The following is a 25,525-nucleotide window of genomic DNA, read 5'->3' as shown; positions in this document are numbered from 1 at the left end:
CCTCAGCCCTGGGGAGCGGTGTCCGGCACCGACTGCCCCGTGAGGCCCTCGACGACGGCCTTCGCCTCCGGCCAGAACTTCGCGTAGTGGTCCGGGTCCGCGTTGATCTGTACCGCGTGCGCCATCTGGGTCGGGGTCATCGTCTTCCACCCCGGCGTCTTCACGAGCTTCGCGTAGAACATCGTCGCCGCCGTGTACGGGTCCATCCGCTGCTCGTACGTGCCCCACGCGCCGTTGTCGCGCTGCTGGAAGAGTCCGCGGCTGTCCGGTCCCGCGGCGTCCCCGTGGTCGAGGTTCACCAGGCTCGACTCGCCGATCGCGGTCATCACGCCGACGGCCTGGGTGTGCGGGCCGATGCCGAGTGCCTGAGCGGCCTCGATCACGTACGCGGCGTTCACCAGGCGGTCCTGGCAGAAGCCGGCGACCGGGCCTGCGGGCACCACGATGCCGCCGATCGTGCGCGAGGCGACGTCGGGACAGGCGGGCGCCGCGGTCACGGACTTCGCTGCGCCGGTCAGCGAGTGCACCGCGATGACGACGACGACCACCACGCCGATGACGGCCGCGACCACGCCTGCTCCGAACACCGAGGCGATGGTGATGCCGGCGCGGCGCATGTCGGGGTCCTTCCGGGCGGGCGGTCCGTCGCGAGTACCGGACGGTCGGGTGCAGGGCACGACGAGCGTACGGGCGTCGGCTGGGAACCGCAGCCGCCCGATCGGGGGTGTCGGCGGCACCGTGCTCCCGGTCGGTCTTGTCGGCGGCGCCCGTCTCCGGTCAGTCGCGTCGGCGGCCGGACCGGAACGCAGCCGACAGCGAGAGCAGGACGATCGTCCCGATGGAGATCGCGAAGATGACCTCGGACGCCTCCATCAGCCGTCCCGGCGGTGGCCGTCCGCGTCGCCGTGTCCGCCGTCGCCGTCCTCGTGGTGCCGGTGGCCGGTGCCCGGTCGGACCACCGCGGTCGGCTCGGTGACGAGTCCGGTGGGCGCCTTCTCGGTCTGCTTCCGGCCGTGCGTGAACCACGTGAGGAGCCAGAGCAGGACGCCGAGCCCCAGCAGTGCGCCGGCGATCTGGTACTGCTGCGGGTCGCGACCGGACGAGAACGGGAGCACGAGCCACAGGCAGGTGACCACGCCGATGACGGGGATCACGACACCGGCCCGGAAGTGCTTGTGCCCGACGCGGTCGCGACGGAGCACCAGCACCGAGAGGTTCACGACCGTGAAGACCGAGAGCAGGAGCAACGAGGTCGTGCCGCCGAGGACCACGACGATAGGGGAGTCCGGGTCGAGCGAGACCCAGCCGATGAGCAGCAGCGAGATGACGGTGGTGAAGACGATCGCGGTCGACGGCGTGCGACGCGCCGGCGACACTCGCGAGAGGAAGCCTGGCAGCACGCCCTGCTTGCTCATGCCGTACAGCAGCCGGGACGCCATCATCATGTTGATCAGCGCGGTGTTGGCGACCGCGAACATCGAGATGAACGGCAGCAGGTCGGCGATGGGGAAGTCCGGCGCCGCGGTCTGCACGACCGTGACGAGCGGCGTCTCGTTGCCGGCGAGCTCGCCGATCGGCACGACCGCGACGGCGCAGATCGACACGAGCACGTAGATGACCGCCGTGATGCCGAGGCCGGTGAGCATCACCTTCGGGAAGATCCGCGACGGGTCCTTGGTCTCCTCGGCCATGTTCACCGAGTCCTCGAAACCGACCATCGCGAAGAAGGCCAGCGAGGTCGCGGTCGACACCGACAGCAGCAGCGTCTTGTCCTCGGGGGTGTCGAACATCACCACGCGCGAGAAGTCCGCGTTGCCACCGGCGATCGCCCAGAAGCCGATGAGGATCACCATCACCAGACCGGACAGCTCGACCAGGGTGAGCACCACGTTCGTCTTGACGCTCTCACTGACCCCGCGGAAGTTGACCGCCATCACCGCGAGCATGAACCCCATCGCGATGAGCATCACGACGCCGTTCGGCAGCTCGAGGCCGAAGCCGGCGCCGAGGTTCGCCGCGAACGCCCGCGAGGCCGTGCTCGCCGACGTGATGCCCGAGCACATCACGATGAACGTGACGATGAAGGTGACGAAGTGGATGCCGAACGCCTTGTGCACGTAGAGCGCAGCGCCCGCCGTCTGGGGGTACTTCGTCACGAGCTCGAGGTACGAGAACGCCGTGAGCAGGGCGACCGCGAAGGCGATGAGGAAGGGGAGCCATGCGGCACCACCGACCTCGGCGGCGACCTGGCCGGTGAGCGCGTAGACGCCCGTCCCCAGGATGTCGCCGACGATGAAGAGCAGCAGCAGCTTGGGACCGATGACGCGCTTGAGCGTGGGCTGCTCCTGCTGCGTCGCGTCCGACTTGGTGGTGGTCATACGTCAGCCTTTCCCGAGGGATGGCACTCTGTCTACTCTCACAGGAAGATCGACGCCGGCTGCAACACGCCCGTGATCCGATCGCGCGGTCGCTCACGGGCTCCGGTGGCTACGCTCCGGGGCATGCACGACGATTCCGACACCACCGAAGAGTCCGTCGAGTTCGCCGACTTCAACGCCAAGCTGCTCGTGCTCGACGTCCTCTGCTACGACCTCGACGTGCTGGAGCCCTACGACGGCGACGAGGACGAGGACGCCGGTGAGGACCTCGACGTCGAGGGACAGGACGACCGCGCTCGCGAGTACTACGACGACCTCGACCTGCTGCCGTCGCACTTGGCGCTGGTGACCGAGCTCACCGTCGACTCCGACCTCGAAGTCCTGCAGGACGTCCACCCCGGGTGGGACGGGTCCGACGACCGCTACGACCCGCAGAACTGGGACGACGTGCTCGACCTCCCCGCGCTGACGACCGTGTACGCCGCCGCGCCGCTGCCCGCGCACGTGACCGAGCGCCTGGCAGCCAAGGGCGTCGAGGTCCGCTCCGCCTGAGCCCGCGACGCTCGGGCGCCGAGGCATCGCAGCCGCACAGTGCGCGCGGGCCCGCGCGACATCGCGGCTGTCGTCCGACAGCGGCGTCGTCGTTCCGCCCGCACGGCGAACGTGCGCGCACACCCGCCCGGGACCGCAGCGCGACATTGCACGCGTCGATCGACACGCGGAACGTCGATCCATGTGGAGGCACCTGGTGCGTGCGCATGGTGCGACACCGCACCCGTCGATCGACGGGTGCGGTGTCGAAGTCCGCGTGTGCACGCCCTGCCCCAGCGCAACGGCCGCCCGGCGGGGACCGCGCTACCCCTGCAGCGCCCGCACCTGCTCCGTGAACTGCGCCGCGCCGCCCTGCGCCGGGTGCCGCACCGCCACGGCGTCGATGCCCGCCAGCGCGAGCGCCCCCTGCGCCTTCCGCCCGACCGCGACGACCCGCACGTCCCGGCGGCGACCGGCACGATCGGCGGCACGAGCGTCCCGCAGCGCCTCGAGCAGCGCGAGTGCGACCGGAGCACCGTCGCGGACCTCGGCCGGACGCGGGGTCCGGTTCGTCTGCCGGTCGCTCGCGACGAAGGGGTGGTGCGGGAAGATCGCCCAGGCGAGGGGGAGCGGACCCGACCAGTCCTGCAACGCCGCGTGCACGACCCGGGACGACGCCTCCCACGGCGCGGTCGGCTCCGGCGGCACGAGGACGTCGAAGCCGAGCGTGCCGAGCTCCCGCATGCTCGTGAAGGGGATGCCCGTGTTGGTCATGCCGCGCCAGCCGGGGGCCTCGGCGACGAGCACGGTGTCGGCCGCTGCCCCGACGTGGGACAGGTAGGCCGACAGGTTCGCCCGTCGCAGTCGCCCCTCGGCCGAGTCGGTCGAGTAGAGCGCTTCGGCGTCCTCGGCCACCGGCACGGCGTCGAGCGCAGCCCAGAACCCCGACAGGTCGAGCCCGCCAGCCGATCCCGACAGGTCGATCCCGCCAGCCGACCCCGGCCGGCCGATCCCCGCGCCTCCGGCCGTCACGAGCGTCCGAGCACCCGCCGGTACACGTCCTCGAGTCCGGCCGCCGAGCGCTCCCAGCTCAGGCGTTCGGCGTGCTCCCGACCCGCGGCGGCGAGCCCGGCCGCGTACGTCCGATCGGTCAGGATCCGTTCGATCTCCGCAGCCCAGTCACCCGGTTCGCGGGACTCGAGCACGACCCCGGTCTCCCCGTCGACCACGGCCTCCCGCAGCCCACCGGCAGCCGCCGCGACGACGGGCACCCCGGAGGCGGAGCCCTCGAGCGCCACGAGTCCGTAGGTCTCCGAGTGCGACGGCACGAGCACGGCCGCTGCGCCACGGAACAGGAACGCCAGGTCGGCACGCGACTGCGGACCGACGAAGGTCACGCGGTCGGCGATGCCGTGCGCGGCGGCGAGCCGACGCAGTTCGTCCACGTAGTCGCCTGCCTCGCTCGAGGCGTCGCCCGCGATGACGAGGGTGGGGCGGACCTCCTGGCCGATGCCCGCGACCGCCTCGATCGCCAGGTCGAGCCCCTTCAGCGGCTGCACGCGTGCCGCCGCGACGACGTACGGTGTCTCCGCACGGCGCGCGCCGGCGCCGGCGGGGCGGAAGACGGACCCGTCGACGCCCGGCGGGACGATCCACGTGCGCGACTCGTCGCCGCCGAGACGCGTGCGGACGGTCGACGCCTCGGCGGAGGACACGACGACGACGGCGTCGGAGTCGCGCGCCAGCATCCGCTCACCCGCGGGACGGCCAGCGGACTCGGGACGCTCGCCCTCGGACAGGGGAGTGTCCGACTCGGCCGCGATGGAGTGGAAGGACTGCACGTGCGGGATGCCCCGCTCGCGGGCGACGGGCAGGGCGGCGACGCCGGAGAACCAGTGGTGCGAGTGCAGCACGTCGTAGGGGCCGAGTTCCTCGAGGCCCGCCCGGAACGGCTCGATGAACGCGTCGTGCTCGCCCTTCGGCACCGGCTCAGCGGGCCCGGCGGACAGGAACCGCAGGCACACGCCCGGCACGAGCGAGACGCTGTCCGGCTGCGTGGGCGCCGACCGCCGCGTGATGATCTCCACCTGGTGGCCGCGGTCGGCCAGGGCCTCGGCCTGGTGCCGGACCACGACGTTCATGCCGCCGACCTCGCCGGAGCCGGGCTCGTCGCCGGGGGAGGTGTGCAGCGACACCAGCCCGATGCGCAGGGGTTCGCTCGTGGTGCTCACGGCGTCGAGCCTAGCCGCGCGGCCGCCGCTGCGACCCACGCGCGGGTGCCACCACGACGGGCTTGCGGCCCGCCTCGTCCGGTGGGTCGGACGGGAGGCCCGGATCACCTCCCAACACCTGCACCCGTTCGTCACCGTGCCGCTCCCAGAACGCGGCGGTCCAGGCGCACAGGGCTCCGTCGAGCAGGTCCTCCCGGTGCTTGTGCGTCGGCCCGTGCAGCACCGACGGGTCGGCGAGCCCGGCCGTCAGGGGATGGGAGTCCAGCAGCAGCGGCGGGTCGAGCGGGGTCGTGCGCAGCCGGTGCACCAGGTCGTCGAACGCCTCGGCGCGCCGCTGTCGGGCCACGGCGGCCGGGAGCTTCAGGTCGAGGCGCTTGTACCGCGGACGCTCGTCGTCGTAGCCGAGCTCCTCGACCCCCACGAGGGTCGTGTACGGGTAGCACTCGAAGGCCGCCGGCCCGGTGCGCTCCCGCATCGCCGCGGTGTCGCTGACGTAGCCGATCCCGAGTTGCGTCAGCCGGTCGAGCAGCCGTGCGCCGGCGCTCGCCGCCGACGCGAGGTTCGTCGGGTTCGCCGCGACCCTCCACCGGCCGTAGCGTTGCCCGACCTGCCGCTCGGCCTCGCGGATGCCGCTCGGGTTCGTCACCACCAGCGAGGCGTCGACGGCGACCAGGGTCCGTTGCCCGAGGTGCTCCGCGATCCAGTCCGTCACGGCGTCGACCCCGCGGGCCCACCCGGCGTCCGTGATCGTGCCGTCGTCGGCCATCGCGACGAGACCGGTCTCGTTCGCGGGCTTCCGGTCGCTGCCGAGGCCCCACGCCAGGTCCACCCCGAGGTACGCCGTCACCGGTCCATCGTGCCCGGCGTCGCTCGGTCGACGCTCCACGCCCGTTGCCGTGCCGCTCGCCGGCCCTCCACAGCCGTCCCTCGGCAGCCGCCCCTCCACGGCCGTCCCCGAGCGGGCAGGACACGCCGCGCGTGGTGCGCCGAGCGGGCGGAACTCGTCGGCCGACGGCGGCGAACGTGACGGAACTGGCCCGCTCGGCGTGCCGGGCGTGCCGGGCGTGCCGGGCGGGGCGGGGCGGGGTGGGCGCGGGCGTGGGCGCGGGTGACGGCGCGCAGGCGTACTGCCGTCGTCCGGTCGAGGGTTCATCCGCTGGGCGCGGAGCCCCGTTCGGGGGTCTCGCGAGGACGCTGAGGGGTCGTCACCATCGACTCCGACCAGCCGGAAGGGGCAGAAAACATGCGGTGGGCAGCACTGAGGACGAAGACGAAGGCGACGATCGTCGTCGCGGTCGCAGCGACGATCTGGCTCGGGGGAGTGGGCTCGGCCGGAGCCCTCGTCGGGGCGGTTGCGTCGAACGCCGCCGACGCACGGCCCGTGACGGCCGTGGCGGCCGCCGAGACCGCGCGCCCCGAGACCACTCGCACGCCGACACCGACACCGACGCCGACTCCGGTCGTCGCCGTCTCGGAGGAGACCGAGGACACGGCGATCCCGTTCGAACGGACCTCGGTCGACGACCCTGCGCTGCCGAAGGGGCAGTCGAAGGTCACGACGCCGGGCATCGACGGGGTCGAGACCACGACCTGGCGGGTCACCACGACGGACGGCGTGGAGACCGACCGCGTGGAGGTCGGCAAGGAGGTCACGAAGACGCCCGTCGCCGAGGTGACGGCGATCGGTTCGTACGTCGCTCCTGCTGCACCTGCACCTGCACCCGCACCTGCCCCGGTCCAGCAGGCTCCGGCCGCTCCGGCGCCCGTGCAGCAGGCACCGGCACAGGACACCATCACCCCGGGGGCGTTCTGCTCCAGCGCGCAGAGCGGTGTCGTCGCACAGGCGGCCAACGGTCGCTCCTACCAGTGCGGAGGCAAGGGCCCCGACGCCAGCGGCCACCTGCACTGGAACACCATGTGACCCGACACCGCCCGTGGTGCGCCGAGCGGGCGGAACTCGTCGGCCGACGGCGGTGCGCGTGACAGATACGGCCCGCTCGGCGGAGAGAGCTCGGCGGAGAGAGCTCGCCGGGGAGGGCGAGGGCGGGGCGGGGCCGGGGACGCCCGGAGCGCCGGCCGTGTACGGTCCGCTGCATGGCGAGCGAGGCGACGACGCTGACGGTCCCGGGTCCGGACGGCGACCGGGAGGTGCGGATCAGCAGCCCGTCCCGTGTGCTCTTCCCCGAGGCCGGGATCACGAAGCTCGACCTCGCCGAGTACCTGGTCGCCGTCGGGGAGCCCTTCGTCCGGGCCAACGGCGACCGACCGATCTCGCTGCAGCGGTTCGGGTCGGGCATCGACGGGGACTCGTTCTTCTCGAAGAACCCGCCGAAGGGTGCGCCCGGGTACGTGCGTGACGTCGTCGTCACCTACCCGAGCGGCCGGTCACACCCGCAGCTCGTGGTCGACGAGCCGGCGGTCGCGGTGTGGGCAGCGCAGATGAACACCGTCGTGTTCCACCCGTGGGCGAGCCGCGCCGAGGACTCCGACCACCCCGACCAGCTGCGCATCGACCTCGACCCGCAGCCGGGCACCGACTTCCACGACACCGTGCCGGTCGCGCACGAGCTCCGGAAGGTGCTCGACGAGGTCGGGCTCACGGCGTGGATCAAGACCAGCGGCAACCGCGGCCTGCACGTGTTCGCACCGATCCGGCCCGAGCACGAGTTCCTCGACGTCCGTCACGCGGTGATCGCGGCGGCGCGGGAGCTCGAGCGGCGGATGCCCGACCGTGTGACGACGGCGTGGTGGAAGGAGGAGCGCGGGCAGCGCGTGTTCGTCGACTTCAACCAGGCGAACCGCGACCGCACGATGGCCGGCGCCTACAGCCCGCGAGCCCTGGCACATGCGAGCGTCTCGACGCCGATCACCTGGGACGAGGTCGACAGCGTGGACCCGACGACCCTGACGGTGATCACCGTCCCGGAACGGCTCCGGACCCTCGGCGATCCGTGGGAGTCGATGCACGCGGAGCCGGGGGACATCGCTCCGTTGCTCGCGTGGTGGGAGCGGGACCTGACGTCCGGGCTCGGCGAGCTGCCGTTCCCGCCGGACTTCCCGAAGATGCCGGGCGAGCCGCCGCGCGTGCAGCCGTCCCGGGCCAAGAAGGCCTGAAGCGCGGAACGGACCGTGCGAGACGGACCGGCCCTGACCGGGCCGGCTCAGGCCGCGGCGACGTCCTCGGCGCGGTGCTCGGGCTTCGCGACCCGGCTGGTGTGCATCGGCAGCGTGACGCTCGCCGTGTGCAGTCGCGTCAGGCGGGACCAGGTGCCTCGGTTGGCGTCGCTGATGCCGTCGATGATCATGTCCCGCTCCCGTCTCCACCGTGCCCCCGGATCCCCGTCCGGAAGTCACTAGTTAGCCTAACTACTGCGAGCATATTGACGCGCGGCGGCCGGTGCAAGCGCTAGGACAACACGTCGCGCAGGTCGTACGCAGATGGGACATCGAGCTGCTCGAACCCGCACGTCCGGGCGTCGCGGTCGGGCCGCCAGCGCTCGAACTGCACCGTGTGCCGGAACCGGTCGCCCTCCATCTGGTCGTACCGCACCTCGAGCACGCGTTCGGGCGCGAGCCGGACGAACGAGGTGTCGCGACCCGACGAGAACCGCGACCGTTCCCCGTCACCGGTGACGGGCCTCCCGTCCGCATCGCGGAGCACGACGGGCTCGAGCTCCTCCACCAGCTGCTGCCGCCGGCGGTCGGTGAAGGCGGAGACGCCGCCGACCTGGCGGAGGTCACCGTCCGCGTCGTACAGCCCGACGAGCAGGGAGCCGACGCCGCTGCCGCTCTTGTGCACGCGGTACCCGATCGCGACGACGTCGGCGGTCCGGTGGTGCTTCACCTTGAGCATGGTGCGCTTGTTCGGCTCGTACGCCTTCGCCCGGGGCTTGGCCACGACGCCGTCCAGGCCGGCGCCCTCGAACGTGGTCAGCCACTCGCGGGCGAGGTCGACGTCGAGCGTGGTGCGGGTGACGAACAGCGGGTCGGTCATGCCGTCGGCGAGTGCCTCCAGCTGTGCGCGCCGCTCGTCGAACGGCAGGTCCAGCAGTTCCGTCCCGTCGACGGCGAGGAGGTCGAACGCGACGAACTGTGCGGGGGTCTCGACGCTCAGCGTGCGGATGCGCGACTCCGCGGGGTGGATCCGCTGGGAGAGGGCTTCCCAGTCCAGGTGCTCGGCGCCCCGCTCGCCGCTCCGCAGGACCACCTCGCCGTCGAGCACGACGGGGTGGTCGCGTCCGCCGAACTGCGCGCGGAAGGCCGCCACGAGCTCCGGGAAGTACCGGGTGAGCGGCTTCGCCCCGCGGCTGCCGATGGTGACGTCGTCGCCGTCGACCGTCACGATCCCCCGGAAGCCGTCCCACTTCGGCTCGTACCGCAGTCCGCCGCGGACGCTGTCGGGGTCGGGCACGGTGGCGACGGCCTTGGCGAGCATCGGTGCGATCTCCATGCGGCCTGTCTACTCGCGGTCGCTCCGGCGGACGGGAGGCTCGGCTCGGCTCCGTCCGTCGGTCGCGACGCGCACGGGTCCCGACCGGGAGGCACGGCCCACCCCGACGCGCGGGCGTCGTCACTATGGTGGTCGCGTGACGACCGTGCCCCCGCCGGCAGCGCCGGCACCGGAACCGATCAGCCCCGTGCAGGCCGCCGCGCTCCGCGACGGCGTCCTGCCGCCCGTCGAGCAGGTGCGCCCCGGCGTCTGGACCCTCGCGGTGCCGTTCCGCGGGGGCGTGCCGGACGCGACCCTGTCCTACGTGGTGGAGGGGACCGACGGGTCCCTCGCCGTGATCGACCCCGGATGGGCGGAGGACGACGAGCTCGCGGTGCTCCGCGCCGGTCTCGCGGCGGTCGGGCGCTCGGTCGAACAGGTCGGACTCGTCGTCGTGACGCACCTGCACGCCGACCACCTCGGTGCTGCCGCTGCGCTCCGGCGTGCGAGCGGGGCCCGGATCGCGATGCACCGGCTCGAGGTCGAGGCCCTGCGGCGGGAGCGCGAGGACGCCGCCGCGAACGACGCCGACATCGCCGGGTGGGGGCTGCCCGCGGAGCTGGTCGCCGGCGTGGTCGCCGCGTGGGGGAGCGGACGACGGATCGGCCTCGGTCGCGCGGTCGAGCCCTTCGCGGACCTGCTCGTGGCGGACGGCGACGTGCTGCCGATCCCCGGGCGCGAGGTCCGGGCGCTGTGGACACCGGGGCACACCGCCGGGCACCTGTGCCTCGTCGACGAGGGCGACGGGCTGCTCTTCACCGGCGACCACGTGCTGCCACGCATCAACTCCGGGATCGGACTCGGCGGCCGGACGACCACGAACCCGCTCGGCGACCTCCTGTCCTCCCTCGCACGGCTCGACGGGTACGGCGACCTCGAGGTCTGTCCGGGACACGAGTACCGCTTCCGCGACGTCGTCACGCGTGCTCGGACGCTCGCCCGGCACCGAGCGGAGCGTTCGCGCCACGTCGCCGCGGCGCTCGACACCCTGACGTCCCCGACCCTGTTCGAGGTCGCCTCGCGCGTGCCGTTCAGCGGGGGGATCGACTCGATGACGGGGTTCCTGCTCGCGAGCGCGCTGACGCAGACGGCCTTCCACGCGGACCTGCTCGGCCGGGCGGACGAGATCCGGCGAGACTGAGATCGGTCCGGCTGACGCCGGTCCGGCTGCCTCCGGTCCGGCTCAGACGACCGTCGCGGCGAGTCGTTCGAGCGTGGTCCGGGCGTCGGCGAACTCGGCCGACGCGTGCTCGGCGAGCGGTGCGAGGTCCGGGATCCGGTCCGCGAGGGTGGCGCTGACGGTCACCGGGTACAGCTTCATGCCGAGCGCCGTCCCGAGGATCAGGTGCAGCACGGGCGAGCCGTGGTCCCAGGTCTCGGTCGGGGAGCCGGCGTCGTAGGTGGCGCCGCGGCTGACGACCGTCACGACCGGCCGACCGGCGAGCGGCTGGACGTCGCCGGCGAGGACCCCGGGCACGTGGACCCGGTCGATCCAGGCCTTGAGGGTCGACGGCACCGTGTAGTTGTACAGCGGCGCCCCGACGACGACGGCGTCCGCGGCGAGGAGCTCGTCGATGACCTCCTGGCGGAGTGCCTCGGCCTCGGGCGCGACGGACTCCTCGGCGGTGCGGTCGGACGCTGCCCAGTGCAGTGCCGAGGTCTCGAGGTGCGGGAGCTGGTCGACGTGCAGGTCCCGGCGCACCACCGTGTACTCCGGGCCGCGTGCGCGCCAGGCGTCCGCGAACGCGGCGGTCAGGGCGCGCGAACGCGAGTGGGCGAGGTCGGCGGAGGAGTCGATGTGCAGCAGCGTGGGCATGCGGCCCACGCTACCGACGCGTGCCCCGGTGGGACGGGCAGCCGACGGCCCGTGTCCTCGTGGACGTGGAGCGGCCCCGTCGTGACCGCGAGGGACACGGCGGGGCCGCGGGAGGAGCCTCCCGACCGGCCACGGCGTGACGGGGCGGACGGGAGGCTGCGGGTCAGCGGTGCACGGACGCCGCCGCGCGTTCGAGGGCGTCGCGGAGCGCACGGACCGCCGGGGAGGACGACCCTGCGGCGCGGACCACGGTGAAGATCGTCCGTCGCGGACTATCGGGCAGGTCGACGAGCCGGCACGTGGTGGTCCGACCCGTCCACATCAGGTCGGGCATGAGGCTGACGGCGTTCCCGGACTCGACCAGGCGGATCTGGGTCTGCAGGTCGGCGGTCTCGTACCGCACGTCGGGCTCGAAGCCCCACCGGCGGCAGACCTGCTCGGCGAAGTGCCGCGACGCCGTGCCGCGGGGCTCCATCACCCACGGCATCGCCTCGGCGTCCTCGATGGACGACACCGGTGCCAGGGCCGTGTCGACCGGCGGCAGCGCGAGGCGCACCTCGTCCGTCGTCAGGTCCGACCGGTGCAGCCCGGACAGGTGCGGCGCGGTGTGTGCCGGGTACTGCTCGGCGATCACCATGTCGAACTCGCGGGCCCACGTCTCGTGCAGTGCCGTCTCGGGCTCGCGCTGGACCATCTCGATGCGCACGTCCGGGTGCGCGACGGCCATCTCGTGCAGCGCGTTCGGCATGAGGGCGAGGGCGGCCGACTGGAACACCGCCACGCGGACCCGTCCCTGCACCGTGGGGAGCGACGACTCCACCTGCGCCTGCGCCTGGTCGAGCACGTCGAGCACGTGCCCGGCGGCCTGCACGAGCACCTCGGCCTGCGGGGTGAGCTGCAGGCGACGGCCGACCTTGCGGAGCAGGGGCACGCCGGCCTCACGCTCGAGCACGGCGAGCTGTTGCGACACCGCGGACGGGGTGAAGTTGAGGGCCTCCGCGACGGCTGCGACGGTGCCCCGGATCGAGAGCTCCCGGAGGAGGACGAGACGACGGACGTCGAGCATGCAGACACAGTAGCTGTCCTGCACGGTACGCATCAGCAGGAGTTGCTTCCGCTTACGCTTCTCGAACTCCACACTGAACCCATGACCGACCTCCAGGCACGCGACGCCGAAGCCGCACCGACCCCGCACGACGACCTGGCGGGCCAGTCCGTCGCCCTCGTCCGCCAGTGGTTGGCCGAGGCCGAGACCTACCCGGTCGACGGCTCGGCGAAGCAGCTCGCAGGCGTCCTCGCCGACCCGGCCGGGCTCGACTTCGCGGTCGGGTTCGTCGACGGCGTCGTCCGGCCCGAGGACCTCGGGGTGGCCGCCCGGAAGCTCCGGCAGATCGCGCCCGGTGCGCCGGGGTTCCTGCCCGCCGCGCTCCGCGGGCTCGTCCGGCTCGGCGGTGGCATGGCCCCGGTGCTGCCCGGTGTCGTCGTCCCGATCGCGCGGCGGGTGCTCCGCGAGATGGTCGGACACCTCATCGTCGACGCGACCGACGCCAAGCTGGGGCCGGCGATCGCGAAGATCAAGCGCGACGGCGTCCGGCTGAACGTGAACCTGCTCGGCGAGGCGGTGCTCGGTGAGAAGGAGGCCTCGCGCCGGCTCGAGGGCACGCAGCGGCTCCTCGCCCGTGACGACGTCGACTACGTCTCGATCAAGGTCTCGTCGACCGTGCACCCGCACTCGCCGTGGGCGTTCGACCACGCGGTCGAGGACATCATCGCGAAGCTCCGCCCGCTCTTCCGTCGCGCCGTGCAGAGCTCGCCGCGCAAGTTCATCAACCTCGACATGGAGGAGTACAAGGACCTCGACCTGACGATCGCGGTCTTCACGAAGCTCCTCGACGAGCCGGAGCTCACCGACCTCGAGGCCGGCATCGTGCTCCAGGCGTACCTGCCGGACGCGCTCGCCGCGATGCAGCACCTGCAGGAGTGGTCGGCCGCTCGTCGTGCCCGCGGCGGTGCCGACATCAAGGTCCGCCTCGTCAAGGGCGCGAACCTGCCGATGGAGCAGGTCGAGGCCTCGGTGCACGGGTGGCCGCTCGCCACCTGGCACACGAAGCAGGACTCGGACACCAACTACAAGCGCGTGCTCGACTGGGCCCTCACGCCCGAGCGCATCGCAAACGTGCGCGTCGGCGTCGCCGGGCACAACCTGTTCGACGTCGCGCACGCCTGGCTGCTCGCCGGGGAGCGCGGCGTCCGTGACGGCATCGAGTTCGAGATGCTGCTCGGCATGGCGCAGGGGCAGGCCGAGGCGGTCCGTCGCACGGTCGGCTCGCTGCTGCTCTACACGCCGGTCGTCCACCCGGGCGAGTTCGACGTGGCGATCGCCTACCTGATCCGACGGCTCGAGGAAGGCGCGTCGCAGGAGAACTTCATGTCGGCGGTCTTCTCGCTGGCGTCGTCGCCCGCGCTCTTCGCCCGCGAGGAAGCCCGGTTCCGCGACTCCCTGGCCCCGCTCTCACAGCCCGGCGGCCTGGACGCCCCGGCGCCGCACCGCGTCGGCGACCGGTACGCGGCGGTCGAGCGGCCCCGCCTCGGTCACTTCGAGAACACGCCGGACAGCGACCCGTCGGTCGCGACGGTCCGCGAGTGGGGTGCGGCCATCACGTCGCGCGTCGCCACGTCGACGCTCGGGGAACGCGCCGTCCAGGAGGCCCGGCTCACCTCCGCCGAGCAGCTCGAGACCGTCCTGGGTCGCGTCCGCGCCGCCGGGACCGAGTGGGGCTCGTGGTCCGGTGCTGCGCGCGGTGCGGTGCTCCACGCCGTCGGTGACGCGCTGGAGGCGAACCGCGCCGCCCTCGTCGAGGTCATGGCGGCCGAGGCAGGGAAGACGATCGACCAGGCCGACGTCGAGGTGTCCGAGGCGATCGACTTCGCGCACTTCTACGGCGAGCTCGCCGCGCAGCTCGACGACGTCGACGGCGCGTCCTTCTCGCCGGCCGCGCTGACGCTGGTCACGCCGCCGTGGAACTTCCCCGTCGCGATCCCGGCCGGCTCGACCCTGGCGGCCCTCGCTGCCGGCTCGGCCGTCGTGCTGAAGCCCGCGCCGCCGGCCGAGCGCTGCGGTGCCGTGCTGGCGACGGTCATCGAGACCGCGCTCGACGCCCACGGCGTCCCGGCCGACGTGCTCGCCTTCGTCCAGGTGGCCGAGGACGACCTCGGCAAGCAGCTCGTCGCCGCTCCCCAGGTCGACCGGGTGATCCTCACCGGCGCGTACGAGACGGCCGAGCTGTTCCGGTCGTTCCGTCCCGACCTGCCGCTGCTCGCGGAGACGTCGGGCAAGAACGCGATCATCGTCACCCCGTCCGCCGACCTCGACCTCGCGGTCAAGGACGTCGTCGCCTCCGCCTTCGGGCACGCCGGGCAGAAGTGCTCCGCCGCCTCGCTCGTCGTGCTCGTCGGGTCCGTCGCGTCGTCGCGCCGCTTCCGCTCGCAGCTCCTCGACGCCGTGTCCTCGCTCACCGTCGGGTACCCGACCGACCCGACGACGCAGATGGGGCCGATCATCGAGCCCGCCGCCGGCAAGCTGCTCGAGGGCCTGACGACGCTCGGCTCGGGGGAGTCGTGGGCGGTCGCACCGAAGCGCCTCGACGACACCGGCAAGCTGTGGAGCCCCGGTGTCCGCGACGGCGTCCGGCGTGGGTCGGCGTTCCACCGCACCGAGTACTTCGGCCCGATCCTCGGCATCATGACCGCGAAGACCCTCGACGAGGCGATCGACATCGTGAACGAGGTCGACTACGGCCTGACCTCGGGACTGCACTCGCTCGACGCGTCCGAGATCGGCACGTGGCTCGACCGGATCGAGGCGGGCAACCTCTACGTGAACCGCGGGATCACCGGTGCCATCGTGCGGCGGCAGCCCTTCGGCGGGTGGAAGAAGTCCGCCGTCGGAGCCGGCACCAAGGCGGGCGGGCTGAACTACCTGCTCGGGCTCGGTTCGTGGTCGCCGGCACCGGCGTCGGCCGGTGGGGCGACGTCCGCCCCCGTGCGCTCGTTCCTCAGCGCAGCCGGGGTCACGTCGGAGTCGCTCGAGCGGGCCGCCGCGTCCGACGAGCAGGCCTGGTCGTCGCTCTTCGGTGCAGCGGTCGACGTCTCGGCGCTCTCGGCCGAGCGGAACATCGCGCGGTACCTGCCGTACCCCGGAGTCCATGTCCGCCTGGCGTCGGCGGAGGAGCCCGCGGTCGCCGACCTCGTGCGTGTCGTGGCCGCGGCGGTCCGCGCCGGGACGACGATCGACGTCTCGTCGGTGGCCGCGCTGCCGTCGGTCGTCGCATCGGCCGTCCGGGCCCTCCCGAACGTCCGGTCCGTCGCCGAGGGGCAGTCAGACGAGGCCTTCGCGAAGCGCATCGAGCGTGGCGAGTCCACCCGCGTGCGGCTCGTCGGCGGCGACACCGCGGCGCTGACGACCGCGATCGGTGGCCGTCCGGACGTCGCCGTGTACGGGGAGCCCGTGACCGAGGCCGGGCGGATCGAGCTGCTCCCGTTCCTCCGCGAGCAGGCGGTGTCGATCACGGCGCACCGCTTCGGCACGCCGAACCACCTCACCGACGCGCTGATCTGACCGGCGTCGGGCGGCTCGACCGGGCCGCCCGACGCGCGGGCGGCCGGAGTCGAACCACGGAAGCGACATCGAACCAGCACCGGGCGCTGGTTCGATGTCGCGTTCGTGGTTCGATGCGCGAGGCAATCCGTGCGCCTTCCGGACCGTCAGACGTGCGGGGGACGGTGCGCCGTACCGTCCGGCAGTCGCGCTGCGTACCGTCGATCGCATGTGCGAGTCCGTCCAGTGCCCGGTGTGCGGCAAGACCTCGTGGACCGGCTGCGGCGACCACGTGCGCGACGTCTTCCGAGGCGTCCGACGTCGAGATCGCTGCACGGGCCACGGGCTCCCTCGGCACGTCCTCGACACCGCGGGCTTCCGGTGAGGACGGCCGACGGCGGCATCGTCGATCCGCAGGGGTTCGCGCACGTCCGGTTGACCGTGACGGACATCCGACGGAGCAAGGCGTTCTACGAACAGCTGTTCGGCACGGCCCCCGGGAGCGACTTCAGCGACGAGATCGACGACCCCGCGATCCACGACGACCCCTGGCGGACGTACGGCGGGTGCTCGTTCACGTTCCACGGGCAGACGCTCGGGCTCCGACCGGTCGCTCCCGCGGGGGACCGCTTCGACCCCGACCGGGTGGGCCTCGACCACCTCAGCCTCCGGGTCCGGTCCGTGGACGACCTCCACCGCGCCGTCGAACGGCTCGACGCGGCGGGCATCGTGCACGGTGCGGTCACGGACCTCGAACCGTTCGGGCTCGTCGTCCTGTCGCTGCAGGACCCGGACGACATCAACCTCGAGCTCGCGGCGCCTCGACCGTCGGACGCCTGACCGACCGGGTGCGCCGGGCTGGCCGGTAGCCGCACGCTGCCCGGTGTCGCTCAGCCCTCCGGCGTTGGCTCGGGTGCATGAGCGAACAGATCGTCAAGCCCCTCGGCCTCGCCCACGTGCGGGTCACCGTCACCGACATCCACCGCAGCAAGGCCTTCTACGAGCAGCTGCTCGGTACGGCACCGGCGATGGACTTCAGCGAGCACGCCGACGAGCCCGGCATCACCGAGGACCGTGAGCGGCTCTACGGCGGCGCGATCTTCCCGGTCGGCGACCAGCTCTTCGGGCTGCGTCCGGTCGCGCCGAGCGGGCAGCGCTTCGACCCGGACACCGTCGGCCTCGACCACGTGAGCTTCGTCGTGGGTTCCGTCGACGAACTGCACGCCGCTGCCGAACGCCTCGACGCCGCCGGCATCGAGCACGGCGAGGTCACCGACCTCGGGGACGCCGGCATGGTCATCCTCTCGGTGCAGGACCCGGACGACATCAACCTGGAGCTCGCCGCGCAGAAGTGACCGGACGGCGACGGGCCCCGGCCGTCACGGGCGGAGGATGTACGCGAACGTCGTCCTCGCCCGGACGGGATCGGGGTCGTCGCCGGAGATCAGGTCCGCGTAGGTGAACGACTCCGACACGCGGACCAGCAGCCGTGCGAGCTCCTCAGCGGACAGCGGTGCCGGGTCGAACGCCCCGGCCTCCTGTTCCGTCGCGATGACGGAGGTCACGACGGCGACGAACCGGCGCTGCACGTCGCTGTCGGTCGTCGTGAGCAGGCGCAGGGCGCGGCTCGGTTCGCGGGTCAGGAAGGCGCGGAAGTACGGCGCGCGGATGAGGTCCGCCGTGAAGTGGTCGAGCACGTCGACGATCCGCGCCGCGCCGGACGGGGCCGCCGCCCGCCCCGCGGCGTCCAACGTCGGTACGGCGAGCGACCACAGGATCTCCGAGAGCAACTGGTCGCGGTTGCCGACCCACCGGAACAGCGACGTGCGGTCGACACCGAGCGACGACGCGAGCGAGCCCATGTCGATTCTGGCCCCGTCGATGAACGCGCGTCGTGCGGAACGGAACGCGCGCTGGGAGTCGCCGTGGGCCTCCAGCCTGGCGGCCAGCGCGCTCGGGACGAGCGTCGACCCGAGCGTGCCGAGTGGTTCGTTCCTCATCGTTCCCCCTGAGTGCCGATGCCGGTCTTGCAACGTTTTCGAGAATGATGCATTGTTGGTGTCATGTCAACGTCGATCACCGACACGCCCCTGCTCGAGTCCGACTTCTACCGGTTCCAGGAGGGGCTCACGGCCCGTGAGCGGGAGTCGCTCGGGCAGCTGCGTGCGTACCTCAAGGCCGAGGTCCGTCCGATCGCTGACCAGTACTGGGCCCGTGCGGAGTTCCCGGTGCAGACCATCGCGCCGCTCGCCGAGCTCGGCATGTACGGCCCGGGCATCCCGCTCGTGCGGCACTTCGAGAACTCGGCTGTGTACCGCGGTTGGGCGGCGCTCGAACTCGGTCGCATCGACGCCGGCGTCTCCACGTTCATCGGGGTGCAGTCCGGCCTCGCGATGAACTCGATCGCCGTCGGCGGCAGCGACGAGCAGCAGCAGGAGTGGCTGCCGCGGATGGCCCGAGGCGAGGTCGTCGGCGCGTTCGGGCTCACCGAGCCGCTGTCGGGCAGTGACTCGGCGCGCGGGCTCCGCACCACGGCGCGGCGCGAGGGCGACACCTGGGTGCTGGACGGCGAGAAGCGGTGGATCGGCAACGCGACCTTCGCGGACGTCGTCGTGATCTGGGCGAAGGACGTCGCCGACCAGCAGGTCAAGGGCTTCCTCGTCACCACGGACACGCCGGGCTTCACCGCCACCAAGATCGAGGACAAGATCGCGCTGCGCACCGTGCAGAACGCCGACATCGTGCTCGACGGCGTCCGGGTGCCCGAGTCGCGCCGACTCCAGCGCGCGGACTCGTTCCGCACCACGGCGGCGGTGCTCCGGCTCACCCGTACGGAGGTCGCCTGGCAGGCCGTCGGCATCGCGATCGGTGCCTACGAGGCAGCGCTCGCCTACGCCCGCGAGCGCGTGCAGTTCGGCAAGCCGATCGCCGCGCACCAGATGGTGCAGGACCTGCTCGTGCGGTCCCTGATGAACATCACCGCGTCGATCGCGCTGTGCACGCAGGCCTCGGCGATGCAGGACCAGGGGATCGGCGGCGACGAGCACTCCGCGATGGCGAAGGCGTTCGCGACGGCGAAGATGCGCGAGACCGTCGGCTGGTGCCGCGAGGTCCAGGGCGGCAACGGCATCGTCCTCGACAAGGGTGTCGCGCGGTTCTTCTCCGACGCCGAGGCGATCTACTCGTACGAGGGGACGCGCGAGGTGAACACGCTCATCGTGGGCCGGGCGATCACGGGCGAGGCCGCCTTCGTCTGACGGCTGCCGCCCGTCCTCGCGACGTTGCACGCGTCGATCGACGCGTGCAACGTCGGAGCATGCGACCGCACCCGGTGCGCGTGCATCGTGCGACACCGCACCCGTCGATCGACGGGTGTGATGTCGCGGACCGCGCGCTCGAGACCTGACGGGCACCGCGCCGGCGACCGTCGACGGCTACGCCCAGAACGCCGCGATCGCCTCCGCCGCCGCCTCGCCCTGCCGACGACCCTCGGTCGCCGAGGGCGCCTGCGTCGACAGTGACAACGAGTTCTCGCCGAACGCGTGCTGCGCCCCGCTGTCCGCCACGATCGTCTCGACCGAGCTGCCGCCGGCCCGCAGGGACTCCACCGCCAGGTCGAGCCACGGCCCGAGCGGCGACGGTCCCTCCGGCCCGCACGCGACGACGAGCACTCGCTCGTACCCGGCGGCGACGTCCGCGTTGGTGGCCGAGCGGAGGCCACCGTCGTAGTGCGGGACGCCGTCGATGTGCACGGGGGACCACACGAACGGCACGGAGCAGCTCGCGGCCACGGCGCGGGGGAGCGGCACGCCCGACTCCGCGGTCAGCACCCGGAACGCCCCGTCGAGGGCGTCGATCGTCGTCAGCGCGAGCCGCTCCGCCGGCCAGTCGGTCGACGGCAGGGTCTCTGTGAAGGTCGCGGTGCGCTCGTCGTCGGACTGCCCGGTGACGACCTGCTGCGCCACGGCGCCGAGCCGCGCGCGGGCGTCCTGCTCCGAGGTCGCGCCCGCGAGCACCTGCAGCAGGCGGTCCTGGAAGTCCTCGCCGGCGATCCGCTCCGGCTCGACGTAGGTGCTCGGCAGCGGCGCGTGCTGCTGCTCGTACGCCTGGGCCACGGCGCCGGCGCGGACGAACGACCCGACGACACTGCCGGCGCTCGTCCCGACGACGAGGTCCGCTGCATCGAGGTCGACCCCGGCGTCCTGCAGGGCGGAGAGGACCCCGACCTCCCACGCGATGCCGGCGACGCCGCCACCCCCGAGGACGAGAGCTCTGGTTCCGGGCGCGGGCGTCGAGACGTCGGTCATGGGTCCTGTGTACCAGGTGGGCGCGGGACGGCCGGGAGGCGCGGGGCGGATCCGCCACGCGCCTCCAGGCCGTCACCGGGTCGCGTCGGTGACGCGGCGTCCGGACGCGGGTCGCGCCTCCCGTCCGTCACCCGGTCGCGTCGGTGACCGGTCCTACTCGGACGCGACGTCGATCAGGACCTTGCCGACCGCGTCGCCCTCGGCGGCGTCGTGCGCGGCCGCGGTGTCCTCGAGCGCGAAGCGCGTCAGGGGGAGGCCGGCGTCCTCGCCGACGGGCAGGACGTCGGCGCGCAGCGCGGCGGTGACGTCCTCGGCGGCGGCAGCCAGGGCTCGGTCGCCGATCGTGTACAGCAGCAGGAACTGGTAGCGCGCGTTGACCGACATGTTCGGACGGATCGGCAGCGTCGCGTCGTCGCCACCGTTGTTCGCGTAGATCGACACGACGCCGTGGTTCGCCAGGACGTCGGCGACGAGCTGGGCGTTCTGCGGGATCGAGACCTCCACGACGATGTCGACGCCGTCCGGGGCGATCTCGCGGATGCGCGCGGCGGCGTCCTCGTCGCGGTAGTTCACGGTGTGGTGCGCCCCGGCGGCGGTCGCCAGGGCAGCCTTCTCGTCGGAGCTGATCGTGCTGATCACGGTCGCGCCGGCCCACCGGGCGAGCTGGATCGCGGCGTGGCCGACGGCACCGGCGCCACCGGCGACCAGGACCGTGCGGCCCTCGAGCGCACCGGGGCTCAGGCGGCCCGGACCGTCCTCGTGGGTGGTGAGTGCGCGGTGGGCGGTCATCGCCGGGACACCGAGCGAGGCACCGACGTCGAAGCTCGTGCCCTCGGGCAGCACGACCGCGCGCGCTGCCGGGACGACGGTGTACTCCTGCGCGGTGCCGGTGGGACGGCTGGCGGCTGCCATGTACAGCCACACGCGGTCGCCCTCGTGCAGGGTCTCGACGCCCTCGCCGACGGCGTCGACCACGCCGGCGCCGTCCTGGTTCGGGGTGATCTCGGGGAAGGGCAGGCCGTCGCCGTAGGTACCGCCGGCGCGGGCCTTCCAGTCGGTGGGGTTCACACCGGAGACGACCACGCGGACGCGGACCTCGCCGGGGCCGGGCTGGGGGACCTCCCGCTCGACCAGGTCGAGGACGCTGCTGTCACCGGGCTTCGTGTAGACGATCGATCGCATGTGTCCAGGCAACCACCGCCGGTTCCCGGGTCTTCCTGCGGACGGTCAGCGGCGGTCGGCCGCGCGTGTCCGCGGCGCCGCGTGATGCCGCACCGGTGCCGTGCGGGTCCCGGTGCTGCGCGGTACAGCGCCACACGGCGACGCGCTCAGCGCGCGTCGTACACGTCGCGCGAGTCCTGCACGTCCGCCATGTGCGACGTCGCCCAGTCCTCGAGCGGCGCCAGCACCGCGCGCAGCGAGCGACCCCGCTCGGTGAGCTCGTACTCGACCCGCGGCGGGATCTCGGGGAAGACCGTGCGTGTCACCAGTCCGTCCCGCTCGAGCGCGCGCAGCGTCTGCGTGAGCATCTTCTGCGACACCCCCTGCACCCGGTTCGCGACGGCGGAGTAGCGCTGCGGTCCGTCGACGAGCGACCCGATCACCAGCACGCTCCACCGGTCGCCGATGCGGTCGAGCAGCTGCCGCGAGGGGCAGTCCGCCGCGTAGGGGCTGTACTCGAGTGCTGACATCCCGACCTCCGTTACGCACTGTGAGGTGCCTACTTCCCAGAAGAGAGTAACGCGAGTACCGTCGGTCGCACCAGTCACGGAAGGACTCTCATGACCAACATCGTCGTCTTCGGCGGCACCGGGTACGCCGGCTCCGCCATCGTCCGCGAGGCCCTGTCCCGCGGTCTCGCCGTCACCGCCGTCGCTCGCGACACCTCCAAGCTCGACGCCGCCGAGGGGCTCACCCTCGCGCAGGGCGACGCCTTCGACCCGTCGTTCGTGGCGGACGTCACGAAGGACGCCGACGTCGTCGTGGTCTCGCTGCACGCGGTCCAGGCGGACGGCAGTGAGCTCAAGGACAAGTTCCAGCACTTCGTCGACGCAGCAGCTGCTGCCGGCGCCCGGCTCGGCATCGTCGGTGGTGCGGGTTCGCTGCTCGTCGCCGAGGGCGGTCCGGCGCTCTACGAGACCGCCGAGTTCCCCGACGCCTTCAAGGGCGAGGCGAAGAGCCACGGTGAGATCCTCGACCGGCTGCGCTCCGGTGGGTACACCGGCGACGTCGACTGGTTCTACGTGAGCCCGGCCGCGGCCTTCGGCGGGTACAACCCCGGCGAGCGTCGGGGCACCTACCGCACCACGGACGACCTGCTCCTCACCGACGCCGAGGGCAACTCGGACATCTCCGGTGCGGACTACGCGATCGCGATCGTCGACGAGATCGAGCACCCGGCGCACCACCGCGCGCGGTTCGGCGTCGCGTACTGACACGAGCGGCCGGCGCGACCCGCTGACGGACGGGAGGCACGGTGCGGGCTCGCACCGTGCCTCCCGTCCGTCGCGTGGTGCGGTGCGCTCTCGCACCACGGAACACACGTCGTGCCACGTGTTCCCGTGGCGCGACGTGCTTTCGGTTGTGCCGCGCCCCTGCGCGTGTTCCGTCGCCGGACGGGAGGCGCGGTGTGGGCCGGCCCGTGCCTTCCGTCCGTCGCGTGGTGCGGCGTGCTGCTGCACAACGGAACGCACGTCGCGCCGTGTGTTCCCGTGGCGCGACGTGCTTTCGGTTGTGCTCCAGCGCCGCGCGCCGCGACCCCGCAGCCGCGCGCCCCGCAGCCGCGCGCCCCGCAGCCGCGCGCCCCGCGCCCCGCGCCCCGCGCGCCGCGGGGCGCGTGCGCTACCGCGCGCTACCGCGCTTCGATCGCGGGCAGCGGCACGTGGTGCCGCATCCGCACCGCCAGGTGCAGCCCGCCCCGCCGTGCGAGCACGACGCCGGCGACGACCGCCGCCACCGCGGGGACGCCCCCGGCGACCACCATGCCGACGTGCGCGCCGAAGTGGTCGACGACCTGCCCCATGACCGGCCCGCCCACGGCCTGGCCGCCGAGCAGCACGAGCACGTAGAGCGACATCACCCGGCCTCGGATCGCGACGTTCGACGACAGCTGCACGAGCGAGTTCGACGCCGTCATGAACAGCAGTTGTGACATCCCGACCGCGACGAGCGCCACGGTGAACGGCGCGATCACCGGGATCGAGCCGCTCACGACGAGCAGCACGCCCGTCCAGAACACCCCGCCGACGATCGTCCGCAGCCGCACGGTCGCGCGCCTGGTCGAGAGCAGCGCCCCGGCGAGGGCTCCGACCGCGACCGCGGAGTTGAACACCCCGTAGCCGCCCGCGCCCACGTCGTAGACCTCGGACGCGAAGGCCGAGAGCAGCACCGGCATCGTCAGGGCGAACACCGAGAAGAACGCCATGAGCACGACCGGCACCAGGATCGTCGGCTTCCGGACGGCGTAGCGCAGGCCCTCGACGAGCTGTCCCTTGGCGCGCGGCATCGGCGGTGTCCGGTGGAGCTCCGAGGTCCGGAGGAACCCGAGCGTCACGACCACGGCGACGCAGGCGATCGCGTTCACCCCGAACGACCACCCCGCCCCGACGGCGACGAGCAGCGCTCCGGACAGCGCGGGCCCGATCATCCCGCCGAGCTGGAACACGCTCGAGTTGACGCTGATCGCGTTCCGCAGGTGCTGGTGCCCGACGATCTCGGTGACGAAGACCTGCCGCGCGGGGTTGTCGATGACGGTGACCATCCCGACGAGGAACGCGATGACCCAGATGTGCCACGCCTCGACCACGCCGGTGAGGGTCAGGACGGCGAGCAGTGCGGAGAGCACCGCGAAGGCGCCCTGGGTGAGCATCATGAGCGCGCGCTTCGAGAACCGGTCGACGAGCACCCCGCCCCAGAGCCCGAAGAACAGCATCGGCGCGAACTGGCACGCGACGGTGATGCCGACCTGCGCGACGGAGCCGGTGAGCTGCAGGACGAGCCAGTCCTGCGCGATCCGCTGCATCCAGCCCGCGGTCATCGCGACGAGGTTGGTCGCGGTGAACAGCCGGAAGTTCGGGACCGACAGGGCGATGAGGGTGTGCCGCCACGGTGGACGTTCGGCCTGGATCGGGAGTGGTTCGGTGGGTGGAGGGAGGGTCGTCGATGACGCACTCACGGTGGTGGGGCTCCGGATCGTCGGGGGTGGAGTCGGTACCCGTTCGAAACTACGTGGCGCCGGCCCATTCGACACCCCTATGGTGGCTATCACTCCATTGCGAAGTCGAATGGCGGCGGCCCGTCCGCCGGAGGAGGTCACGTGCTCGACCCGGTGCTGCTCCGCACGTTCCTCGCCGTCGCCGAGACCGGCAGCTTCACGCTCGCCGGTCAGCGCCTCGGCATCAGCCAGCCGACCGTCTCGCAGCACGTGCGTCGGCTCGAGACCGCGGTGGCGAGGACCCTCGTGGCCCGGGACACCCGCGGGGTGGCGCTCACCGACAACGGCGACGCGATGGCCGGGTTCGCCCGCTCGATCCTCGCCGCGCACGCGACCGCCGACGCGTACTTCTCCGGGGCCGCGACCCGCGGCCGGCTCCGCTTCGGTGCGGCGGACGACCTCGCGATCACGCAGCTGCCGCGCATCCTGCGGGACTTCCGCCGGCTGCACCCGCAGGTGAACCTCGAGCTGACGGTGAACCAGTCCGCGCCGCTCCTCCGCCGGGTGCACGCGGGTCAGCTCGACCTCGTGTTCATCAAGCAGACCGCGGGGGAGTCCGCCGAGGGCACCCGCGTCGCGACCGACCAGATGGTGTGGATGGCGCAGGACGGCATCGCGCTCGAAGCCGACGAGCCCGTCCCGCTGATCGCGTACCAGGCGCCGAGCATCAGCCGGCAGATGGCGATCGACGCCCTCGAGTCCGCCGGGCGCACCTGGCGGATCACCTGCAACACCCGTGACGTGAACGGCGTGCTCGCGGCGGTCCGGGCGGGCATCGGGGTCGCGGTGTTCCCGCACTCGCTGATCCCGGCCGACCTCGTGAAGGTGTCGCAGCGGCTCTCGCTGCCCGACCTGCCCGCCGTCGACTACGTGCTCATCGCGAACCCGACCGTGCAGCGCGAGCCGATCGACGCCCTGACGAGCGCGATCCTGTCCCGCGGGGTCGTCCGCGCCGTCTGAGCG

Annotated in this window: 24 protein-coding genes; 10 read left to right on the top strand and 14 right to left on the bottom strand. The window is 72.6% G+C overall.

Annotated elements, in window-relative coordinates:
* Positions 1-2: 2 nt before the first annotated feature.
* The gene (locus J2X59_RS07595) at positions 3-617 is read right to left on the bottom strand and encodes a hypothetical protein (RefSeq protein ID WP_209683177.1); all 615 of its coding nucleotides are present in this window, start codon (positions 615-617) and stop codon (positions 3-5) included.
* Positions 618-872: 255 nt separating this feature from the next.
* Entirely contained in the window at positions 873-2,378 is a 1,506-nt protein-coding gene (locus J2X59_RS07590; RefSeq protein WP_235426538.1) for an APC family permease, read from the bottom strand.
* Between the two features lie 123 nt (positions 2,379-2,501).
* Here J2X59_RS07590 and J2X59_RS07585 point away from each other — a divergent pair, with 123 nt between their 5' ends.
* Positions 2,502-2,930 carry a DUF6892 domain-containing protein gene (locus tag J2X59_RS07585; protein WP_326496247.1) on the top strand — a complete coding sequence of 143 codons (429 nt, stop codon included), beginning with the start codon at positions 2,502-2,504 and terminating at the stop codon, positions 2,928-2,930.
* A gap of 303 nt (positions 2,931-3,233) precedes the next feature.
* On the opposite strand, the gene J2X59_RS07580 is transcribed toward J2X59_RS07585, so the two are convergent.
* The 3 genes from J2X59_RS07580 to J2X59_RS07570 are packed head-to-tail and all read right to left on the bottom strand — an operon-like array spanning position 3,234 to position 5,987.
* Positions 3,234-3,941 carry a hypothetical protein gene (locus J2X59_RS07580; RefSeq protein ID WP_326496246.1) on the bottom strand — a complete coding sequence of 236 codons (708 nt, stop codon included), beginning with the start codon at positions 3,939-3,941 and terminating at the stop codon, positions 3,234-3,236.
* A complete protein-coding gene (locus tag J2X59_RS07575) occupies positions 3,938-5,140 on the bottom strand; it encodes a glycosyltransferase (RefSeq protein WP_326496245.1) in 1,203 nt (400 codons plus the stop codon). The genes J2X59_RS07580 and J2X59_RS07575 overlap by 4 nt, the downstream gene beginning before the upstream one ends.
* 10 nt (positions 5,141-5,150) lie before the next feature.
* Positions 5,151-5,987, bottom strand: coding sequence for a DUF429 domain-containing protein (locus J2X59_RS07570; RefSeq protein WP_326496244.1), 837 nt, complete (start codon positions 5,985-5,987; stop codon positions 5,151-5,153).
* Between the two features lie 396 nt (positions 5,988-6,383).
* On the opposite strand from J2X59_RS07570, the gene J2X59_RS07565 reads away from it, so the two are divergent.
* Both J2X59_RS07565 and ligD read left to right on the top strand, forming a co-directional pair.
* Positions 6,384-7,061 carry a G5 domain-containing protein gene (locus J2X59_RS07565; RefSeq protein ID WP_326496243.1) on the top strand — a complete coding sequence of 226 codons (678 nt, stop codon included), beginning with the start codon at positions 6,384-6,386 and terminating at the stop codon, positions 7,059-7,061.
* Between the two features lie 173 nt (positions 7,062-7,234).
* Positions 7,235-8,254 (top strand): non-homologous end-joining DNA ligase, encoded by a 1,020-nt coding sequence (gene ligD / locus J2X59_RS07560; protein WP_326496242.1) that lies wholly within the window; start codon positions 7,235-7,237, stop codon positions 8,252-8,254.
* A gap of 47 nt (positions 8,255-8,301) precedes the next feature.
* Here the strand turns inward: ligD and J2X59_RS07555 are convergent, their stop codons facing one another.
* Together J2X59_RS07555 and J2X59_RS07550 are read right to left on the bottom strand one after the other, a co-directional pair.
* Positions 8,302-8,445 carry a hypothetical protein gene (locus tag J2X59_RS07555; RefSeq protein ID WP_153257421.1) on the bottom strand — a complete coding sequence of 48 codons (144 nt, stop codon included), beginning with the start codon at positions 8,443-8,445 and terminating at the stop codon, positions 8,302-8,304.
* A gap of 101 nt (positions 8,446-8,546) precedes the next feature.
* Positions 8,547-9,590, bottom strand: a complete 1,044-nt coding sequence (locus J2X59_RS07550; protein ID WP_326496241.1) for an ATP-dependent DNA ligase — start codon at positions 9,588-9,590, stop codon at positions 8,547-8,549.
* A 136-nt stretch (positions 9,591-9,726) separates the two neighbouring features.
* Between J2X59_RS07550 and J2X59_RS07545 the strand changes: the two genes are divergently transcribed.
* Positions 9,727-10,770: an MBL fold metallo-hydrolase gene (locus J2X59_RS07545; RefSeq protein WP_326496240.1), complete on the top strand. Its 1,044-nt coding sequence runs from the start codon at positions 9,727-9,729 to the stop codon at positions 10,768-10,770.
* 42 nt (positions 10,771-10,812) lie between these two features.
* Here the strand turns inward: J2X59_RS07545 and J2X59_RS07540 are convergent, their stop codons facing one another.
* Entirely contained in the window at positions 10,813-11,445 is a 633-nt protein-coding gene (locus J2X59_RS07540) for an FMN-dependent NADH-azoreductase (protein ID WP_066653625.1), read from the bottom strand.
* Positions 11,446-11,608: 163 nt separating this feature from the next.
* Positions 11,609-12,511, bottom strand: coding sequence for a LysR family transcriptional regulator (locus tag J2X59_RS07535; RefSeq protein ID WP_326496239.1), 903 nt, complete (start codon positions 12,509-12,511; stop codon positions 11,609-11,611).
* A gap of 81 nt (positions 12,512-12,592) precedes the next feature.
* On the opposite strand from J2X59_RS07535, the gene J2X59_RS07530 reads away from it, so the two are divergent.
* The 3 genes from J2X59_RS07530 to J2X59_RS07520 all read left to right on the top strand — a co-directional run bounded on the left by J2X59_RS07530 (position 12,593) and on the right by J2X59_RS07520 (position 17,397).
* A complete protein-coding gene (locus J2X59_RS07530; protein ID WP_326496238.1) occupies positions 12,593-16,063 on the top strand; it encodes a bifunctional proline dehydrogenase/L-glutamate gamma-semialdehyde dehydrogenase in 3,471 nt (1,156 codons plus the stop codon).
* A 360-nt stretch (positions 16,064-16,423) separates the two neighbouring features.
* Positions 16,424-16,882, top strand: coding sequence for a VOC family protein (locus J2X59_RS07525; RefSeq protein WP_326496237.1), 459 nt, complete (start codon positions 16,424-16,426; stop codon positions 16,880-16,882).
* Between the two features lie 77 nt (positions 16,883-16,959).
* Positions 16,960-17,397 carry a VOC family protein gene (locus tag J2X59_RS07520; RefSeq protein ID WP_209683155.1) on the top strand — a complete coding sequence of 146 codons (438 nt, stop codon included), beginning with the start codon at positions 16,960-16,962 and terminating at the stop codon, positions 17,395-17,397.
* 24 nt (positions 17,398-17,421) lie between these two features.
* Here the strand turns inward: J2X59_RS07520 and J2X59_RS07515 are convergent, their stop codons facing one another.
* On the bottom strand, positions 17,422-18,042 hold the full coding sequence (locus J2X59_RS07515) for a QsdR family transcriptional regulator (protein ID WP_066653639.1): 621 nt from the start codon (positions 18,040-18,042) through the stop codon (positions 17,422-17,424).
* A gap of 63 nt (positions 18,043-18,105) precedes the next feature.
* On the opposite strand from J2X59_RS07515, the gene J2X59_RS07510 reads away from it, so the two are divergent.
* On the top strand, positions 18,106-19,299 hold the full coding sequence (locus J2X59_RS07510) for an acyl-CoA dehydrogenase family protein (protein WP_326496236.1): 1,194 nt from the start codon (positions 18,106-18,108) through the stop codon (positions 19,297-19,299).
* A 177-nt stretch (positions 19,300-19,476) separates the two neighbouring features.
* Here J2X59_RS07510 and J2X59_RS07505 read toward each other — a convergent pair whose 3' ends face one another.
* The 3 genes from J2X59_RS07505 to J2X59_RS07495 form a co-directional block, all read right to left on the bottom strand.
* Positions 19,477-20,349, bottom strand: a complete 873-nt coding sequence (locus J2X59_RS07505; RefSeq protein WP_326496235.1) for a patatin-like phospholipase family protein — start codon at positions 20,347-20,349, stop codon at positions 19,477-19,479.
* Positions 20,350-20,502: 153 nt separating this feature from the next.
* Complete coding sequence (locus J2X59_RS07500; protein WP_326496234.1) at positions 20,503-21,531, bottom strand: NADPH:quinone reductase; 1,029 nt, start codon at positions 21,529-21,531, stop codon at positions 20,503-20,505.
* A 146-nt stretch (positions 21,532-21,677) separates the two neighbouring features.
* Complete coding sequence (locus tag J2X59_RS07495) at positions 21,678-22,040, bottom strand: winged helix-turn-helix transcriptional regulator (protein ID WP_251154911.1); 363 nt, start codon at positions 22,038-22,040, stop codon at positions 21,678-21,680.
* Positions 22,041-22,130: 90 nt separating this feature from the next.
* Here J2X59_RS07495 and J2X59_RS07490 point away from each other — a divergent pair, with 90 nt between their 5' ends.
* Positions 22,131-22,784, top strand: coding sequence for an NAD(P)-dependent oxidoreductase (locus J2X59_RS07490; RefSeq protein WP_066653653.1), 654 nt, complete (start codon positions 22,131-22,133; stop codon positions 22,782-22,784).
* 416 nt (positions 22,785-23,200) lie between these two features.
* Here J2X59_RS07490 and J2X59_RS07485 read toward each other — a convergent pair whose 3' ends face one another.
* Positions 23,201-24,523, bottom strand: a complete 1,323-nt coding sequence (locus J2X59_RS07485; RefSeq protein WP_066653656.1) for an MFS transporter — start codon at positions 24,521-24,523, stop codon at positions 23,201-23,203.
* A gap of 141 nt (positions 24,524-24,664) precedes the next feature.
* Between J2X59_RS07485 and J2X59_RS07480 the strand changes: the two genes are divergently transcribed.
* The gene (locus tag J2X59_RS07480; protein ID WP_066653658.1) at positions 24,665-25,522 is read left to right on the top strand and encodes a LysR substrate-binding domain-containing protein; all 858 of its coding nucleotides are present in this window, start codon (positions 24,665-24,667) and stop codon (positions 25,520-25,522) included.
* Positions 25,523-25,525 lie beyond the last annotated feature (3 nt).

Origin of the sequence: Curtobacterium sp. 260 (genome assembly GCF_030803485.1) — a bacterium.
In the GTDB taxonomy this organism is placed as follows: Bacteria; Actinomycetota; Actinomycetes; order Actinomycetales; family Microbacteriaceae; genus Curtobacterium.
The sequence above is the reverse complement of the archived record's forward strand: the minus strand, read 5'-3'. Positions and strand labels throughout refer to the sequence as shown.

Coding starts and splice junctions, on each gene's coding strand:
- ligD (WP_326496242.1), top strand. CDS start 7,235: ATGGCGAGCGAGGCGACGACGCTGACGGTCCCGGGTCCGGACGGCGAC.
- J2X59_RS07510 (WP_326496236.1), top strand. CDS start 18,106: ATGTCAACGTCGATCACCGACACGCCCCTGCTCGAGTCCGACTTCTAC.
- J2X59_RS07530 (WP_326496238.1), top strand. CDS start 12,593: ATGACCGACCTCCAGGCACGCGACGCCGAAGCCGCACCGACCCCGCAC.
- J2X59_RS07540 (WP_066653625.1), bottom strand. CDS start 11,445: ATGCCCACGCTGCTGCACATCGACTCCTCCGCCGACCTCGCCCACTCG.
- J2X59_RS07550 (WP_326496241.1), bottom strand. CDS start 9,590: ATGGAGATCGCACCGATGCTCGCCAAGGCCGTCGCCACCGTGCCCGAC.
- J2X59_RS07535 (WP_326496239.1), bottom strand. CDS start 12,511: ATGCTCGACGTCCGTCGTCTCGTCCTCCTCCGGGAGCTCTCGATCCGG.
- J2X59_RS07500 (WP_326496234.1), bottom strand. CDS start 21,531: ATGCGATCGATCGTCTACACGAAGCCCGGTGACAGCAGCGTCCTCGAC.
- J2X59_RS07555 (WP_153257421.1), bottom strand. CDS start 8,445: ATGATCATCGACGGCATCAGCGACGCCAACCGAGGCACCTGGTCCCGC.
- J2X59_RS07495 (WP_251154911.1), bottom strand. CDS start 22,040: ATGTCAGCACTCGAGTACAGCCCCTACGCGGCGGACTGCCCCTCGCGG.
- J2X59_RS07520 (WP_209683155.1), top strand. CDS start 16,960: ATGAGCGAACAGATCGTCAAGCCCCTCGGCCTCGCCCACGTGCGGGTC.
- J2X59_RS07505 (WP_326496235.1), bottom strand. CDS start 20,349: ATGACCGACGTCTCGACGCCCGCGCCCGGAACCAGAGCTCTCGTCCTC.
- J2X59_RS07565 (WP_326496243.1), top strand. CDS start 6,384: ATGCGGTGGGCAGCACTGAGGACGAAGACGAAGGCGACGATCGTCGTC.
- J2X59_RS07585 (WP_326496247.1), top strand. CDS start 2,502: ATGCACGACGATTCCGACACCACCGAAGAGTCCGTCGAGTTCGCCGAC.
- J2X59_RS07595 (WP_209683177.1), bottom strand. CDS start 617: ATGCGCCGCGCCGGCATCACCATCGCCTCGGTGTTCGGAGCAGGCGTG.
- J2X59_RS07515 (WP_066653639.1), bottom strand. CDS start 18,042: ATGAGGAACGAACCACTCGGCACGCTCGGGTCGACGCTCGTCCCGAGC.
- J2X59_RS07590 (WP_235426538.1), bottom strand. CDS start 2,378: ATGACCACCACCAAGTCGGACGCGACGCAGCAGGAGCAGCCCACGCTC.
- J2X59_RS07490 (WP_066653653.1), top strand. CDS start 22,131: ATGACCAACATCGTCGTCTTCGGCGGCACCGGGTACGCCGGCTCCGCC.